This is a genomic window from Sphingomonas fuzhouensis, from assembly GCF_034659795.1.
GTDB classification, from domain to species: Bacteria; Pseudomonadota; Alphaproteobacteria; order Sphingomonadales; family Sphingomonadaceae; genus Sphingomonas; species Sphingomonas fuzhouensis.
The window spans coordinates 2501-17361 of the sequence record NZ_JAXSQY010000002.1 but is presented as its reverse complement, the minus strand read 5'-3'; the positions used below and the strand labels follow the sequence as shown (position 1 = coordinate 17361).

The 14861-nt window shown below is 66.2% G+C and carries 13 protein-coding genes and 3 tRNA genes (1 of these 16 cut by a window edge); 6 read left to right on the top strand and 10 right to left on the bottom strand.

The genetic code is table 11. The features are described from left to right. The first annotated feature begins 5 nt into the window (after window positions 1-5). Window positions 6-401 carry a hypothetical protein gene (locus tag U1H82_RS04875; RefSeq protein ID WP_322963812.1) on the top strand — a complete coding sequence of 132 codons (396 nt, stop codon included), beginning with the start codon at window positions 6-8 and terminating at the stop codon, window positions 399-401. Next, complete coding sequence (locus U1H82_RS04870) at window positions 398-1105, top strand: ribonuclease T2 family protein (protein ID WP_322963811.1); 708 nt, start codon at window positions 398-400, stop codon at window positions 1103-1105. Before U1H82_RS04875 ends, U1H82_RS04870 begins: the two co-directional genes overlap by 4 nt. A gap of 13 nt (window positions 1106-1118) precedes the next feature. Here U1H82_RS04870 and U1H82_RS04865 read toward each other — a convergent pair whose 3' ends face one another. The 7 genes from U1H82_RS04865 to aroA all read right to left on the bottom strand — a co-directional run bounded on the left by U1H82_RS04865 (window position 1119) and on the right by aroA (window position 7664). Then, window positions 1119-1538 carry a DUF4112 domain-containing protein gene (locus tag U1H82_RS04865; RefSeq protein WP_322963810.1) on the bottom strand — a complete coding sequence of 140 codons (420 nt, stop codon included), beginning with the start codon at window positions 1536-1538 and terminating at the stop codon, window positions 1119-1121. A 5-nt stretch (window positions 1539-1543) separates the two neighbouring features. Further along, complete coding sequence (locus tag U1H82_RS04860) at window positions 1544-2974, bottom strand: ABC transporter substrate-binding protein (RefSeq protein ID WP_322963809.1); 1431 nt, start codon at window positions 2972-2974, stop codon at window positions 1544-1546. 5 nt (window positions 2975-2979) lie between these two features. Then, window positions 2980-3063, bottom strand: a tRNA-Leu gene (locus U1H82_RS04855). 106 nt (window positions 3064-3169) lie between these two features. Further along, entirely contained in the window at window positions 3170-3457 is a 288-nt protein-coding gene (locus tag U1H82_RS04850; RefSeq protein ID WP_322963808.1) for an integration host factor subunit beta, read from the bottom strand. A 148-nt stretch (window positions 3458-3605) separates the two neighbouring features. Then, window positions 3606-5315, bottom strand: a complete 1710-nt coding sequence (gene rpsA, locus U1H82_RS04845; protein ID WP_007405816.1) for a 30S ribosomal protein S1 — start codon at window positions 5313-5315, stop codon at window positions 3606-3608. 385 nt (window positions 5316-5700) lie between these two features. Beyond that, on the bottom strand, window positions 5701-6336 hold the full coding sequence (gene cmk, locus U1H82_RS04840; protein WP_322963807.1) for a (d)CMP kinase: 636 nt from the start codon (window positions 6334-6336) through the stop codon (window positions 5701-5703). Then, a complete protein-coding gene (gene aroA, locus U1H82_RS04835; RefSeq protein WP_322963806.1) occupies window positions 6333-7664 on the bottom strand; it encodes a 3-phosphoshikimate 1-carboxyvinyltransferase in 1332 nt (443 codons plus the stop codon). Before aroA ends, cmk begins: the two co-directional genes overlap by 4 nt. Before the next feature lie 94 nt (window positions 7665-7758). Between aroA and U1H82_RS04830 the strand changes: the two genes are divergently transcribed. From U1H82_RS04830 to U1H82_RS04820, 3 genes are all read left to right on the top strand, one after another. After that, a complete protein-coding gene (locus tag U1H82_RS04830) occupies window positions 7759-8082 on the top strand; it encodes a TIGR02300 family protein (RefSeq protein ID WP_058717749.1) in 324 nt (107 codons plus the stop codon). Between the two features lie 86 nt (window positions 8083-8168). Further along, window positions 8169-8244: transfer RNA gene (locus tag U1H82_RS04825), tRNA-Ala, on the top strand. Window positions 8245-8320: 76 nt separating this feature from the next. Beyond that, window positions 8321-8396, top strand: a tRNA-Ala gene (locus tag U1H82_RS04820). 53 nt (window positions 8397-8449) lie between these two features. Here the strand turns inward: U1H82_RS04820 and U1H82_RS04815 are convergent. The 3 genes from U1H82_RS04815 to U1H82_RS04805 all read right to left on the bottom strand — a co-directional run bounded on the left by U1H82_RS04815 (window position 8450) and on the right by U1H82_RS04805 (window position 13913). Next, a complete protein-coding gene (locus tag U1H82_RS04815; RefSeq protein WP_322963805.1) occupies window positions 8450-10186 on the bottom strand; it encodes a M61 family metallopeptidase in 1737 nt (578 codons plus the stop codon). 102 nt (window positions 10187-10288) lie between these two features. Beyond that, entirely contained in the window at window positions 10289-11749 is a 1461-nt protein-coding gene (locus tag U1H82_RS04810; RefSeq protein ID WP_322963804.1) for a globin-coupled sensor protein, read from the bottom strand. Between the two features lie 148 nt (window positions 11750-11897). Next, entirely contained in the window at window positions 11898-13913 is a 2016-nt protein-coding gene (locus U1H82_RS04805; RefSeq protein WP_322963803.1) for a M3 family metallopeptidase, read from the bottom strand. A gap of 545 nt (window positions 13914-14458) precedes the next feature. On the opposite strand from U1H82_RS04805, the gene U1H82_RS04800 reads away from it, so the two are divergent. Next, on the top strand, window positions 14459-14861 hold the start of the coding sequence (locus tag U1H82_RS04800) for a bile acid:sodium symporter family protein (protein WP_322963802.1). The gene runs 584 nt beyond the window's last position; only the first 403 of its 987 coding nucleotides appear in the window; the start codon lies at window positions 14459-14461; its stop codon lies beyond the right edge, outside the window.

Below are 14861 nucleotides of genomic sequence, written 5' to 3'. Positions count from 1 at the left end.
AGCGCGTGCGACCGAAGTCGGTGATATTGGGCGAGCGGCTGTCGTTCCTCGCCATCCTGTTGCTGGTCATACTGGCGGTGATCGGCTGGGGCGATACGGTCGCGCAGGCCGGGGTCGCGATCGCGGTGATCGCCAATGGGCTGTTGATCGGGCTGTTCCTGCTCGGCACGCTGCTCACCACCCGGTTCGCGAGCCGGGTGGGATTGGGACTGCTGGTCGTGCTGACTGTGCTAAACCTGCTCGGTTTTCTCTATCAGGTGTCGGTCGGTGCGCTGGCCGAGGGCGTGTTCGGCGTGCTGACGGCGGTGCAGGCGGCGGCGTCGCTGGTCGCGGTCGTCATGCTGATGCGGCCCAACGCCCTGGCCTGGTATCGCGCGATGGCGGAGGTGAGCGAAGCATGAAACACGTAATGGTCGGGCTGGCGTTGCTGGCCGCGCCGCAGATCGTATCGGCGCAAACGCTGCAATGCACCGCACCGTCGGGGCCGCAGCGTATCCGCCCCGATCTGCCCAGCCAGAGCCAGCCGACACGGGTGCTGCCGATCGGTGGCTATACGCTCGCCATCACCTGGAGCCCGCAATATTGCCGTGACCCGAAGGGCGATAGCAGCTTCCAGTGCGGCAAGAGCAATCGCTTCGGCTTCACCCTGCACGGGCTGTGGCCCGACGGCGTGGACAAGGACTGGCCGCAATATTGCCGCCCCACCGCGATCCTCCCGCAGGCGGTCGTTCGCCGCCACATCTGCGCCACCCCCTCGGCGCAGCTGATGCAGCATGAATGGGCCAAGCATGGCACCTGCATGGCGGGATACAGCCCGGCGCGTTATTTCCAGCAGTCCAATGCGCTGTACCATGGCCTGCGCTTCCCGGACATGGAGCGGCTGTCGCGGCGTAACGCCCTGACCGCAGGTGATCTCGCCAGTGCCTTTGCCGCGGCGAACCGGGGCATGACCGCCGATATGATGCGGGTCACCGCGACGCGCGAGGGCTGGCTCGACGAAATCTGGATCTGCCTGAACAAGGCGTTCCGCCCCAGCCGTTGCCCGGCCCATCAGGGTGGCTTGTCGCCCAATGCGCCGCTGAAAATCTGGCGCGGCTATCGGTGACGCGCGACGGGCGCTATCCCTCCAGCGTGGCGCCGGAGGGATGGTGCCTGTCCAGATGTTTGCGGATGATGCGCAGATTGCGCGTGTTCGATCGGAACAGCACGTCGGCGGCATCGCCGATCAGCGGCACCAGCCCCAGCAGGGCATCGAACCCGACATTGCCCATCATCCGCGCCATCTGGAATTTGGACAGGCCCAGATTGCGTGCCTCCCAGATGATATAGCTGCCCAGTGCGGCGGCGGCGATGTCGCCGACGATGGGGACCAGGCCCAGCATCACATCTAGGCCGATCGGCCGGTTGATGCCGGGCAGGACGACGACGCGTTCGAGCAGCTTCTCCATCGCCTCGATCCGCTGACGGCTCGCCGCGATACTCTTGTTCAGGGGCAGCGCGTCGAAGGTCGCGGGATCGATGCGGGATGCTTTGGCCATGCGGCTCAATTGGTGTCGGCGCGCAGCCGGTTCAATGGATGCCAGGCGCGGGCGTTGGTCTGGAACTGTCGCAGGCGATTGGTCGCGAGCGACCAGCGCAATGGCCGGGCAAGCGGAATAAAGGGCGCATCCGCATTGACCGCCGCATCGGCCGCCGCGATCGCCGCCCCCCGCGCCGCCAGGGTCGGAGCAAGACGGGCCTGCTCGATCGCGGCCTTTGCCGTCTCACCGCACGGGGCACAGGCGGTGGCAAGATACCAGCGCGCGCTGTCATAGGGCGCGACCGCGTCAACTAGACGAAGGTCGGCGGGCGCATCGATCGCTACACGCTCAGGCGTGATGCCAACCGCCAGCAAGGTCGCGCCGATCTGGCCATAGAGAAGATTGGCGCCGGGCCCCGGCGGCAGGGCGATCCGCAACCGGACGGGCTGGCCCCAGGCGGTAACACGCGCCCGTGCGCCGCTGCGCCGCTCGTCCAGGGTCAGAAGCGCCCAGCCGGGAATCTGCGGCGGTGCATCCGAATCCAGCGCATCGGGCAAGAGCCGATCCGCCGCCTCCCAATTGGGTGAGACGGCGCTCAGCACGGCGTCCCGGTCGAACGCCGCCGACAGCGCCTGGCGATTGGCGGTATCCCCCAAGAAGCCGTCCCGATTGACGATGCTGAGGCCGAACAGCCCGGCGGCGGGATCGACGCGGACCGCCGCCTGATTGATCCGCACGGCGTCGAGCAGGGGCCAGGTCTCGAACCGGCCACCCAGCATCAAATCCGATCGCCCTTGCGCGAAACGGAGGATCGCCCGTGCCGGGCTTTCGGTGATCAGGCGGACATCCTCTTCCGGCGCAGGCGTTGCCGCGTCATCGGGTTCGGCCCGGCGCGGGTCGGGGATCGGGCGGAGCAGCGGCAGCGGCCCTGCCTGGATGATCCGGAACGGCCCGGTGCCATGCCGGCCACGGTCGATGATCGCCATTTCGGGTTGGGCGAACAGTTTCAGCAGGTCGGGACGAGGGCGCGACAGGCGAATTTCGATGACCTGCGGCGTCATGACGACGATCTCGTCGATCGCCGTCAGAAAGGGCGCGAGCGGATTGCCCGAGCGTGGCGATATCAAACGGCGAAGGATCGGCACCACCTGCTCGGCGGTGACGGGCGTGCCGTCATTCCACTTCGCCTCGCGCAGGCGGAAGATGAAGCTGCCGCCCTCGTCGATGACGATCCAACGCTCGGCTAAGCCCGGTTCGATCTGGCCATTGGCGTCGAACCGGACCAGCCCCTGCGCCAGCGCATCCCGCAACACGCGGTGCGGCGTGTCGCCATCGGCCAGCGCCAGCGCACCCGATTGCGCGGCCGGGGTGGCCGATTGCACCACACTGACCACCACCGCGCCCGTATCGGCATGCCGGTCACAGCCGGACAGCGCGAGCAGCGCGGCCCCCATCGCGATGGTGCGGACGGCGGGACTCGAACCCGCACTCCATAGGAAGCCGATTTTAAGTCGGCAGCGTCTACCGGTTTCGCCACGTCCGCGCACCGGCTTACGAAGAGACGAGGTTGTCGCGAAGGTCAAGACAGGAGCGGGCAGAAAGCGGGAATAGCCACGCCATCCCGCTGCCCGATGCGGTAAGAAAAGCGATCAATCCGCCTCGACGTTGAGGCGGGCACGCATTTCCTTGCCGGGTTTGAAATAGGGGACGCGCTTGGCGCAGACGTCGACGGTTTCGCCGGTGCGGGGATTGCGACCGGTGCGGGCGTCGCGCGCGCGGGTCGAAAAGGCGCCGAAGCCGCGCAGTTCCACACGACCGTTTTTCGCCAGCCGCTTGGTGATCTCATCAAAGAAAATCGTGACGATCAGCTCGACTTCGCGCGGGTTGAGACCCGGATTATGCTGACCGATTTTTTGCACCAGTTCCGAACGGATCATCGCCTAGTCCCAAGCTACAGACCAGCCGTTCTTAACCTGTGTTTCTCGCTGCTGAAAGTATTTTTATTATACGATTAAACGACGCGTCGGTGCCGTTTGCCCGAAACCGGGACATGTCTTTTTGAAAAACATGTCCCGGTCCAGTCACTTACTTCTGGGTACGCGCCTTCAGCGCTTCGCCCAGAATGTCGCCCAGCGATGCGCCCGAGTCGGACGAACCATACTGTGCCACAGCCTGCTTCTCTTCGGCGATCTGCATCGCCTTGACCGAGAAGGTCGGCTTCTTCGAACGATCGAAGCCGGTGACCATCGCGTCGAACTTCTGGCCGACCTGGAAGCGCTCGGGGCGCTGCTCGTCACGGTCGCGACCCAGATCGGTGCGCTTGATGAAGCCGGTCGCACCATCGTCGCCCGCCTGGACTTCGAGGCCCGCGTCGCGGACTTCGAGGACGGTCACGGTGACGACCTGGTTCTTGTTCAGGCGATCGCCAGCCGCAGCCACGCCGCCAGCGACGGGGCCGCCGCGCTCGAGCTGCTTCATGCCGAGCGAGATACGCTCCTTCTCGGGGTCGATGTCCAGAACAACGGCCTGAACGACTTCGCCCTTGCGGTGCAGGTTGAGGGCATCCTCACCCGACACGCCCCAGGCGATGTCCGACATGTGGACCATGCCGTCGACATCGTTGTCCAGGCCGATGAACAGGCCGAACTCGGTCGCGTTCTTGACTTCGCCCTCGACGGTCGAACCGATCGGATGGGCCGCTGCGAACGCTTCCCACGGATTGGCCTGAGCCTGCTTGAGACCCAGCGAGATGCGACGCTTTTCCTGATCGACTTCGAGAACGACCACATCGACTTCCTGCGAGGTCGAGACGATCTTGCCCGGATGGACGTTCTTCTTGGTCCAGGACATTTCCGAGACGTGGACCAGGCCTTCGATGCCCGGCTCCAGCTCGACGAACGCACCGTACTCGGTGATGTTCGTGACGCGGCCCGACAGCTTCGCGCCGACCGGGTACTTGGCGCCGGCGCCATCCCACGGATCGCTCTCGAGCTGCTTCATGCCGAGCGAGATGCGCTGCGTGTCCTTGTTGATGCGGATGATCTGGACGCGCACGGTGTCGCCGATCGCGATCATCTCCGACGGATGATTGACGCGCTTGTACGACAGGTCGGTGACGTGCAGCAGGCCGTCGATGCCGCCCAGGTCAACGAACGCACCGTAATCGGTGATGTTCTTGACGACGCCGTCGATGATCTGACCCTCGGCCAGGCTCTGGATCAGGCCCGAACGCTGCTCGGCGCGGGTCTCTTCCAGGACCGCGCGACGCGACACGACGATGTTGCCGCGCTTGCGATCCATCTTCAGGATCTGGAACGGCTGCGGGATGTCCATCAGCGGGGTGACGTCGCGGACGGGGCGGATGTCCACCTGCGAACCGGGCAGGAAGGCCACGGCGCCGTTCAGGTCGACGGTGAAGCCACCCTTCACGCGGCCGAAGATCACGCCTTCGACGCGGGCCGACTTCGAGAATTCGAGTTCCAGCTTGTCCCAGGCGGCCTCGCGGCGCGCGCGGTCGCGGCTGAGCATCGCTTCGCCGTGCATGTTCTCGACGCGGTCGACATAGACCTCGACTTCGTCACCGACCTTCAGGTCGGCCTTCTGGCCGGGGGCAGCGAATTCGCGGAGGGGCACACGGCCTTCCGACTTCAGACCGACGTCGATGACGGCCATGTCGTTTTCGATCGCGGTGACGGTGCCATGCACGACGCGACCCTCGAAGCTGTCGGCACCGCCGAACATGTCATCGAGCATCGCCGCGAAATCGTCGCGCGTGGGCTGGGGGTTGGTTGCCATAAAAGGGTTAGGTTCCTGAGAGTTTTTCGCCTCTGGTCGAGGATTCGGCCCCGGCCTTCGACGATGGCCGCGCCGACCCCATGTCGACGCCACCAGGCCCGAAGAGATTGCTGAAACACGGAAAAGCGGCGGTCCGCGACAAATGCGGAAAGGACGCTGAGGGCAAGGCCCCGCGTCAGCCTCTCCGCGGAACAGGGTCCGCGAGCGGGGGCTCCATAGCGGAAAATGGGGTTTGGCGCAAGGTTGGGGGAGGTTGTGTATTCCTCCCCTGGAAGGGGAGGTGGCATCGCGTCAGCGATGACGGAGGGGTGTCGCCCTCTCGATGGCGGGACACCCCTCCACCACGGCTTCGCCGCGGTCCCCCTCCCCTTGCAGGGGAGGAATTTCAGGCGCGCGCCTTTGCCGCCACCTGTGCGTCGACGAACTGGATCGCGCGGGCGACCGCTGCGTCGATCGTTAGGCCGGACGTATCCAGCGCCGCCGCGTCCGCCGCCTGGGTGAGGGGCGCCGTCGCGCGGCCGCTGTCGCGTTCGTCGCGGGCGCGGATGTCGGCCAGCACCTGCTCGAAGCTCGCGGTAGAACCGTTCGCGGCCAGTTCGTTATGCCGCCGCCTGGCACGGACCTGCGAGCTGGCCTTCACGAACAGCTTGGCATCGGCGTCGGGGGCGATGACCGTGCCGATGTCACGCCCGTCGAGGATCGCACCGCCCGGTTGCTGGGCGAAGCGCTTCTGCCGCTGGAGCAGCGCGGCGCGGACCAGCGGATGGGCCGACACGACCGAGGCGAGCTTGCCCGTCTCGTCATCGCGCAGGGCCGGGTCGGCCAGCAGGCTGTCGTCGAAGCTGCACGCGGCGACCGCATCGGCTTCCTTCGTCGGGTCGAGATGCATCTGCCGCACCGTCGCTGCCACCGCGCGGTAGAGCAGGCCGGTGTCGAGATGCGGCAGGCCATAATGCTTGGCCAGTGCGCGCGCGATGGTGCCCTTGCCGCTGGCGGCCGGGCCGTCGACGGCGATGATCATGCGAAGGCTCCCAGTTTCTCGAGCGTGTCGAAGAAGACGGGATAGCTGGTCGCGACGGGCGCGGCATCGTCCAGCGTGATGGGATCGCGGGCGTTGAGCGCGGCAATGGTCATGCTCATCGCGATCCGGTGGTCGAGCAGCGTGGCAATGGTCGCGCCGCCTGGGATCGGATCGCCGCCGGTGCCGGTCACGGCCATGCCGTCCTCATATTCCTGACACGTCACGCCGCATGCGCCCAGCGCGTCGGCCATGGCGGTGATGCGGTCCGACTCCTTGACGCGCAGTTCCTCCGCGCCGCGCGCAATGGTCGTGCCCTTGGCATAGGCGGCGGCGACGAACAGCACGGGATATTCGTCGATCATGCTCGGCGTCAGTTCGGGCGGCACCTCGATCGCCGACAAAGGCGCGTGGCGGACGCGCAGATCGGCCACCGGCTCGCCGCCGACGATGCGCGCGTCGAGCTCGGTGATGTCCGCGCCCATCATCTTGAGCGCGGCGATGATGCCGGTGCGAGTCGGGTTCATGCCGACATTGGTGATCGTCAGGTCGGCGCCCGGCACGATCGAGCCCGCGACCAGCCAGAAGGCCGCCGAGGACGGATCGCCCGGCACGACGATATTCTGCGGCTTCAACGCCGCTTCGCCGCGAATCGTGATGATCCGGCCTTCGGGGGAGGGGGTGACGGTCAGTTCGGCGCCGAAGCCCGCCAGCATCCGCTCGCTATGGTCGCGGGTGGCGATCGGCTCGATCACCGTCGTTTCGCCGGGCGTGTTGAGCCCCGCCAGCAGGATCGCCGACTTCACCTGCGCCGAGGCGACGGGCAGGGTGTAACGGATCGGCACCGCCGGGCTGATCCCGCGCACCATCAGCGGCAGGCGACCGCCGGGCGTATCCTGAAACGCAGCGCCCATCTGCGACAGCGGATCGATGACCCGGCCCATCGGGCGCTTCGACAGCGAGGCGTCGCCGATGAAGGTCGCGGTGATCGGATGGCTGGCGACCAGGCCCATCAGGAGGCGCGTCGATGTGCCCGAATTGCCCATGTCGAGCGCGGTTTCGGGCTGGAGCAGTCCGCCGACGCCGACGCCGTGGATCACCCACACCCCGTCATCCTGCCGGACGATGTCCGCGCCCATCGCGCGCATGGCAGCGGCGGTGGCGAGCACGTCCTCGCCCTCCAGCAACCCCTGGACCCGGCTTTCGCCGACCGCGAGCGCGGAGAGCATCAGCGAGCGGTGGCTGATCGATTTGTCGCCCGGAACGGCGATGGTGCCGCGAAGGGCGGCGGCGGCTCGCACGGTGCGAGGTTGGGGAAGGGAATGCGCCATGATGGCGCGGGCTTTTGACAGGGGCCTTGCGCTGTGGCAAGGCGCGCCCACTTTTCGCTCCGGCGGAAAACCCAATCCGAAAGGTATGAACGGCATGATCAAGCCGGAATGGGGCACGAAGCGTACGTGCCCGAAATGCGCGACGCGCTTTTACGACCTCGAAAAGGACGACCCTGTCACCTGCATCAATTGCGGGACGCAGTGGGAGCCCGAGCCCATCCTGAAGTCGAAGCAGCCTCTGCCCTTCGAGCAGAACAAGCCCGAGAACAAGGAAGCCGACAGCGATCTGGCGGGCGGTGACGACGAAGATCTGGACATCACCGGTGAGGACGAAGAGCCCTCGCCCGACGATGAAGTCGATCTGGGCGGCGACGACGATCTGGGCGTGGAAACGTCCAGCGAGGACGACGAACACTAAGTTGTCCAGCGGGCTTGGCAGGCACCTGAAAAAAGTGCTTGCCGAGCCCCGGCGGCCCCGCTAGTGGGCTGCCTCCACAGCGGAACGGGGCCGTAGCTCAGCTGGGAGAGCGCTGCAATGGCATTGCAGAGGTCAGGGGTTCGATCCCCCTCGGCTCCACCATTCCGCCGGAACAGCCGCATTTGATAATGCGCTGACAGGCCAGTCCGCATCCCGCCGGACGCGTGCCGAAATCGATGGGGCCGTAGCTCAGCTGGGAGAGCGCTGCAATGGCATTGCAGAGGTCAGGGGTTCGATCCCCCTCGGCTCCACCATCTTCCCACGAAATCGCAACATGATGCCTTCGCGGTCTTGCCGTGGGTGGCCGTTATTGTTTTGCGGGTTTGCCGGTGGCGGGCGCCAGTCCGCCAAGCGTCCGACGGCAGTCGGCGGCAAGAGGGTGCGCCAACTCCATGCGTTGAACCGTCTCATGCTCTTGCCCTTGCGGAAGATAGCGGATGGTGCGTCGCGTGCCGTGATCGTCGACCAGCAGCGCATAGGGACGCATGGCATTGCCCGGCTCGCCCTCGACACGCTCCAGGATCGTCATGCCGTCGCGCAGGCCCGCTGCATAGGCGGGCAAGGCCGGATCGACGCCGGTCGCGACATTCCCTGCCTTGTCGGTCGCCGCTGAATCGAAGCCCCGGGAGAACACCGGGCGCTCTTCGGTAACGATGGTCGCGCAGGAACCGAACGTGTCGGCGGGCAGCAGGATGCGCTGTCCTTCCGTCAGATACCGTTGCATATCTGCCGTAATATCCAGGCCAGCCGCCCGGGCGCTCTGGCGGAACAGCGCGACGGCCGATCCCCTGGCGGTGCGGGCGCGACGCAGTTGATCGTGCAGGACGGTATCCAGATTGCGCCCATCGCTGTTCGCGGCGAGCAATCGGGCATTCCACAGTGCAGCCAGCATCGCACCGCGTTGATAGGGCATCTTTCCGGCCGCTTGGTCGCTCCAGAAGGCGGTGGTCGTCTGCGCGTCGGTCATGCCCTTGGCCGTCGATCCGGCGTAGAGTGCGAGCATGGTGTTCCACATCCCTGCGAATTGCTCCGGGGTAATCAACCCGGAGCGCAGGAGGAGGGCGCGGGCGTAATAATCCGTGAAGCCTTCGCTGAACCAATATTCGGGACGCGGCCGCTCCCCACGATCGTCGACATTGCGCAGCCGGAGCGAATTCCAGCTATGGAAATATTCGTGCGCCAGCAGCAATTTCAGGTCTTCGGCGGACATTCTCTGGTCCATCCACAGTGCGAAGGCATCCCCGCGGCCCGTGCCGCCATAGCTGCTGGTCGTCGGATCGGCCACGAGCGGTGCGGCCGTGACGAGGAAGGGGGCACCCCGATCGGTCCCCCAGAAGGTCCGTTCCACGCCGATGATCCGGCGCGACAACTGGGCCAGCTGGTCGGCGCTGAAGCTATAGCGCCCGACACTGGCGACGCGGACGCCCGACCCGTCAGGCGCCGGAAACAGGCGCAGGTCCCGGCCGCCGATCACGCTGCTCTCGGTGATATCATCGATCGTCCCCGGTCGCTTGGCTTTGCGGTGTTGGCCTGCCAGATGCTCCAGGTCGGAGGCGAAGCCGATGCCGGGCGTGCCGACCCAGTCAAAGGTTGCGGGAACGTCCGTCCTGGTGCCCGGATACGCGAACAGGGCATTGCCGACCGCGTAGAACCAGTCGGGGCGAATCACCGGGCGGGGCTGCTCGCTGTCCTCGACGGTCGGGTCGTGATCATAGGCCGAGACGATGCGATAGGTCGCGATCAGGGGCGTACCGGGCGGCGCGGTGATCCGCCAATGTCCGTCCGCTTCGCTCTTGACCGCCGTGGCGCCCTCGACCTTCATGTCGCGCGCCCATTGCCAAAGCCGCTTTTCACCCGCCCAGCCGCTGTCCCAATGAAGATCGGTCGTGCCCGACGGATCGGCCGGGAAGCGTATCTCGACCTGCAAGCCGGTCAGTGCCTGGCCCGTCAATTCGGGCGTAAGTCGGTAGCGAACAGGCTCCGCCGTCGCGCGCGGTGCGGCGGCGGTGAGCGATAGGGCAAGGCTGAGGAGAATGGCGCGCATGGGCGGCGATCCTATCGACTCCACAACGTCGCGCAATTCGCCGTGTCTGCTGCCCGAAAAAATAGCCCCGACTTGCGTCGGAGCCCAGTTCATCCTTAGGGGTCAGACCGCCGCCAGGCGCCGCTGCATCTGGTGGACCGGGTTGCGCGGGTCGTGGGTCATGTCGGCCAGGCGGAAGCGGGCGACTTCGCGGGCTAGCGTTTCGGCCTCCTGCGCCAGGGTACGGGCGGCGTCGGTGGCCTGTTCGACCATCGCGGAGTTGCGTTGGGTGACGCTGTCCATCTCGGCGACGGCGGTGTTGACCTGTTGCAGGCCGACCGACTGCTGCGTTGCGGAGGTCGCGATCTGCGACACCAGTTCGCTGATCTCGCCGATCCGCCCGATGATCCGTTGCAGCGCTTCGCCCGCTTCGTTGACCAGTTCGACACCGGCACCGACCTGGTTCGAGGACGCCAGGATGCGCGTCTTCACGTCCTTGGCGGCTTCGGCCGAGCGCTGCGCCAGTGCGCGGACCTCGCTGGCGACGACGGCGAAGCCCTTGCCCGCTTCGCCCGCCCGCGCCGCCTCGACCCCGGCGTTCAGGGCGAGCAGGTTGGTCTGGAAGGAGATGCCGTCGATGACGGTGATGATCTCGCTGATTTCCGAGGAGGCGCGCTCGATGCCGCCCATCGCGTCGACCGCGCGGCGGACGATCTGGCCCGATTCCTCGGCCTCGGCCCGTGCCTCGCCGACGATCTGGTTGGCGCGTGACGCACCATCGGCGGTCTGGCGGACGGTGCTGGTAATCTGTTGCATCGCGGCGGCGGTTTCCTCCAGCGAAGCCGCCTGCTGCTTGGTGCGGTCGGACAGGTCATCCGACGCCTGGCGGATATCGCCCGAGCCGATGCGGATATTCTGGCCCGACATGGTCACGACGCCCAGCGTCGCGCACATCTGCGCGCGCATCGCCTCGAAACTGTCGGCCAATGCCTGATATTCGGTGGGCAGCCCGTCGAGCGAGGCGGTCAGGTCGCCCTTCGCCATGCGGTCGAACACCGCGCCGCACCGCTCGATCACCGCGCGCCGCCCGGCCTGCTCGGCCTCGAAATAGGCGGCAAGCGCGATGTCCATGTCGATCAGCGAGGCTTTGACCAGCGCGGTCGCCGCCCGTGCCCGCCGCTTTGCGCCGAATGGCCAGAGCAGCCGTCCCAGGATCAGCTTGGGCAGGACATATTCCAGCATCCGCGCATAGCCGCTGATATACCAGGTCGGCGCCAGCCCGATCCGCGCATGGACCTGGCCGATATGGGTGGAGGCGGCGGCATAGTCGCGGTCGAGCGGGCGCGAGAACAGCTTGCGCCAATGCTCCATCTGCTTGTCGCGGGCGTGATCCATCCGCGCTGGCGAGGCGAAGAGGCCTCGGATCTGCACGGTGTCGGCGATATGGCGATACAGCGCGGTCAGCGCGGCGGGGGCATGACGCTCGATCGCGCGCTTGACCATGGGGAAGGTCGCATAGCTGCGGGCGTCATAATCGAACGCCGCCAGCCTCTGTTCAAAGTCGATATGTTCCGATCCGCTCACCGGCAGTCCCTCCATGCCATATCTTATTGTATTGCAGAGGGTTAAGAAGCGGTGGCGGCGCTTTTAGCGATCGGGATTTTCTTCGTAATCCAGGTTATGGAGCGGACCATAATCGGGGGCCGGATGGCTCCAGCCCCCGCAATGTCGGTCAGGCCGCCAGCCCGTGATGACGCAACAAGGCGTCCGGCTCCGGCGCGCGGCCGCGGAAGGCGCGGAAATTCTCGGCGGCCGGACGGCTCGCCCCGCGTGCCAGCACTTCACGGCGGAAGCGGTCGCCCGCCGCCTGCCCTTCCTCGGCAAAGGCGGCGAAGGCGTCCGCCGACAGCAGCTCGGCCCAGAGATAGCTGTAATAGCCCGCCGCATAACCGCCCGCGAAGATATGGCTGAAGCTGTGCGGGAAGCGGTTCCATTCCGGCGGACGAATCACCGACACCTCGTCGCGCACCGCGTTCAGCACCTGCATCACCCGACCGCCCTGGGCGGGATCAAAGTCTCGGTGCAGCCGCAGGTCGAAGGTCGCGAACTCGATCTGGCGAAGCAGGAACAGGCCTGCCTGGAAACGCCGCGCCGCCAGCATCTTGGCGAACAACGCGTCGGGCAGCGGCTCGCCCGTATCGATATGCGCGGACAGTGCGGTCAGCGTGTCGCGGTCCCAGGCGAAATTCTCCATGAACTGGCTGGGCAGCTCCACCGCGTCCCACTCCACACCCGAAATCCCGCCGATCGAGGGCAGGTCGACCTCGGTCAGCAGGTGATGCAGCACATGGCCGAACTCGTGGAGAAGCGTCACGACATCGCCATGCGCCAGCAGGGCAGGGGTGTCGCCGGTCGCGGGCGGGAAGTTGCAGGTCAGATAGGCGATCGGCCGGTGGAAACGGTCGGCATCGCGGAAGCGTGGACGGCATACGTCCATCCAGGCGCCGCCACGCTTGCCCGCGCGGGCATGGAAATCGCAATAGACGCCCGCGACGATCTCCCCGCTTTTGTCCTGCACATCATAATAGCGGACATCGGCATTCCACACCGACACGCCCGACCGCTCGACCAGCCGGATGCCGTACAGCCGCTCGATCAGCGCGATCGTGCCCTCCATGACGCGGGGCAGGGGAAAATAGGCGCGGATCGCTTCGCGATCGACACCGAAACGCTCCCGCCGCATATGCTCTGCGACATAGGCCGTGTCCCAGGGCTCCAGCTTGTCGACGCCGAACTTTTCGGCGGCATAAGCGCTTGCCTCGGCCAGTTCGCGCTCCGCCAGCGGGCGGGCCCGTGCGGCGAGGTCAGACAGGAAGGCCAGCGCTTCGTCCGCCGACTGCGCCATCTTGGTCTCGACGGAACGCGCGGCGGCGTCGTTGAAGCCCAGTAGCCTGGCCGCTTCGTGGCGCAGTTCCAGGATGCGGTCGATCCGGGCACTATTGTCGTGGGTCGGATCGGCCGCCTGATCCGAGGCGCGGGTGGCATAGGCCCGAGCGACGCGGGCGCGCAGGTCGCGATTGTCGGCCTGGGTCAGGATCGCCTGCACGCTGGGTTCGCGCAGCGTCACCAGCCAGCCGTCCAATTCCTTCTCGGCGGCATAAGAGGCCAGGATCGCCTTGGCATTGTCGGTCAGGCCGGAAAGCAGCGCCTCGTCGGTGACATGCTCGCTCCAGGCCTCGGTCGAATCGAGCACGGCATTGCCGAATTCGGTGCTCAGCCGGTTGAGTTCGACCCCGATCTCGCGAAACCGCGCCTTGGCGTCGTCATCCAGGCCGACGCCCGACAGGGTGAAGTCGCGCCGCGCCAGTTCGACCGCGCGGGCTTCGGCGTCGGTCAGCGGCGCCAGGTCGACCCGGTTGAAGGCGGCGAACATACGCGGGTCCTGACCGGCCTCCATGCCATATTCGGCCAGCATCGCCTGGGCCTGAGCAAAGGCGGCGCGTAGTTCGGGCGTGTCGGCGACCGAATGGAGATGCCCGGCGGGGGACCAGCCCCGCGCGATCGCGAACCCGGCGCGCTCGCTGGCCAGCACGACATCGTCGAAATCGCTGGCGTTCGATCCGCCGATCCGGTCGGCAGCGGCGCGCGCATCCGCGATCATCTGCTCGACGGCAGGCACCAGATGCTCAGGGCGAACCGCAGCGAAGTCGGGCAGGTCGGTATCGGCAAGAAGCGGATTCGTGGTCATTCGGCATCCTCAGGCAAAATCATAAGGATCATCTCGGCAGCGTTGCGGCGTTCGGCAAGAGCCATGGAAGAGGGAAGGGGGCCGATTAGCCTTGTGATTACGGAGCAGTCGAACGGCAAAGCTCTGATAACGCTATCAATTGCAATTCATGCAATTCTGCTTGCCAAGGTTGCAATTGCGTCATTCCCTGCTGCAATGCACAAGGGACGGGCCTTTCAGGCATCCTCTCCTAAAAACTTTCCGGCCGGTCGCAAGACCGGCCTTTTTTTTGGCCGCGATTTCCCCTACGGCAACCGGGCATCGTCGGCCAACACAGAACAGTATCGATATTGGGAGCGGAAGCCGCCGGGAAGACCGGCACCGGCCAGACGATCGGGGTGGGGGTTGAGCGTTCGGGTCTCGCTCCCCTCACTTCCGCCGTCCGGCGCGAAGCATCTTTCCACGGCAAAGGGTGGCGTCGTCCGGCGGTCTTGCCTATCTGGCGGCTTTTACGGCGTTTCGGTGGAGCCTTTCAGGGTGCGGAGCGCGTCAGCCGGGGAGCGCCCATGATCCAGCGCCTGTTTTCCGTCTTCGAACCCTTCATCCTCAGTCTGCTGGCGACCGTCCTCCTCGCCACGGTCCTGCCCGCGCGCGGCGGCTTTGCCGTCTTTGCGGGCTATATGGCCGATGCGGGGATCGTGCTGCTCTTCTTCCTGCACGGTGCGAAGCTGTCGCGCGATGCGATCTGGACGGGGATGCGCAACTGGCCGCTGCATCTGGCGGTGCTGGCCTCGACCTTCGTGCTCTTTCCGCTGCTCGGGTTCGGGGTGGCGAGACTGCCGGGCGTCGATCCATCGCTGGCGATGGGCATCGTCTTCCTGTCGCTGCTCCCGTCGACGGTACAAAGCTCGATCGCTTTCACCGCCATCGCGCGCGGCAATGTGGCGGCTGCGATCTGTAGTGCGTCCT

What these genes read in the sequence shown, in the direction of transcription:
- U1H82_RS04850 (WP_322963808.1), bottom strand. Translation starts at nt 3,457, where the DNA reads ATGATCCGTTCGGAACTGGTGCAAAAAATCGGTCAGCATAATCCGGGT.
- U1H82_RS04870 (WP_322963811.1), top strand. Translation starts at nt 398, where the DNA reads ATGAAACACGTAATGGTCGGGCTGGCGTTGCTGGCCGCGCCGCAGATC.
- U1H82_RS04805 (WP_322963803.1), bottom strand. Translation starts at nt 13,913, where the DNA reads ATGACCACGAATCCGCTTCTTGCCGATACCGACCTGCCCGACTTCGCT.
- cmk (WP_322963807.1), bottom strand. Translation starts at nt 6,336, where the DNA reads ATGATCATCGCCGTCGACGGCCCGGCCGCCAGCGGCAAGGGCACCATC.
- U1H82_RS04830 (WP_058717749.1), top strand. Translation starts at nt 7,759, where the DNA reads ATGATCAAGCCGGAATGGGGCACGAAGCGTACGTGCCCGAAATGCGCG.
- U1H82_RS04865 (WP_322963810.1), bottom strand. Translation starts at nt 1,538, where the DNA reads ATGGCCAAAGCATCCCGCATCGATCCCGCGACCTTCGACGCGCTGCCC.
- aroA (WP_322963806.1), bottom strand. Translation starts at nt 7,664, where the DNA reads ATGGCGCATTCCCTTCCCCAACCTCGCACCGTGCGAGCCGCCGCCGCC.
- U1H82_RS04815 (WP_322963805.1), bottom strand. Translation starts at nt 10,186, where the DNA reads ATGCGCGCCATTCTCCTCAGCCTTGCCCTATCGCTCACCGCCGCCGCA.
- U1H82_RS04860 (WP_322963809.1), bottom strand. Translation starts at nt 2,974, where the DNA reads ATGGGGGCCGCGCTGCTCGCGCTGTCCGGCTGTGACCGGCATGCCGAT.
- rpsA (WP_007405816.1), bottom strand. Translation starts at nt 5,315, where the DNA reads ATGGCAACCAACCCCCAGCCCACGCGCGACGATTTCGCGGCGATGCTC.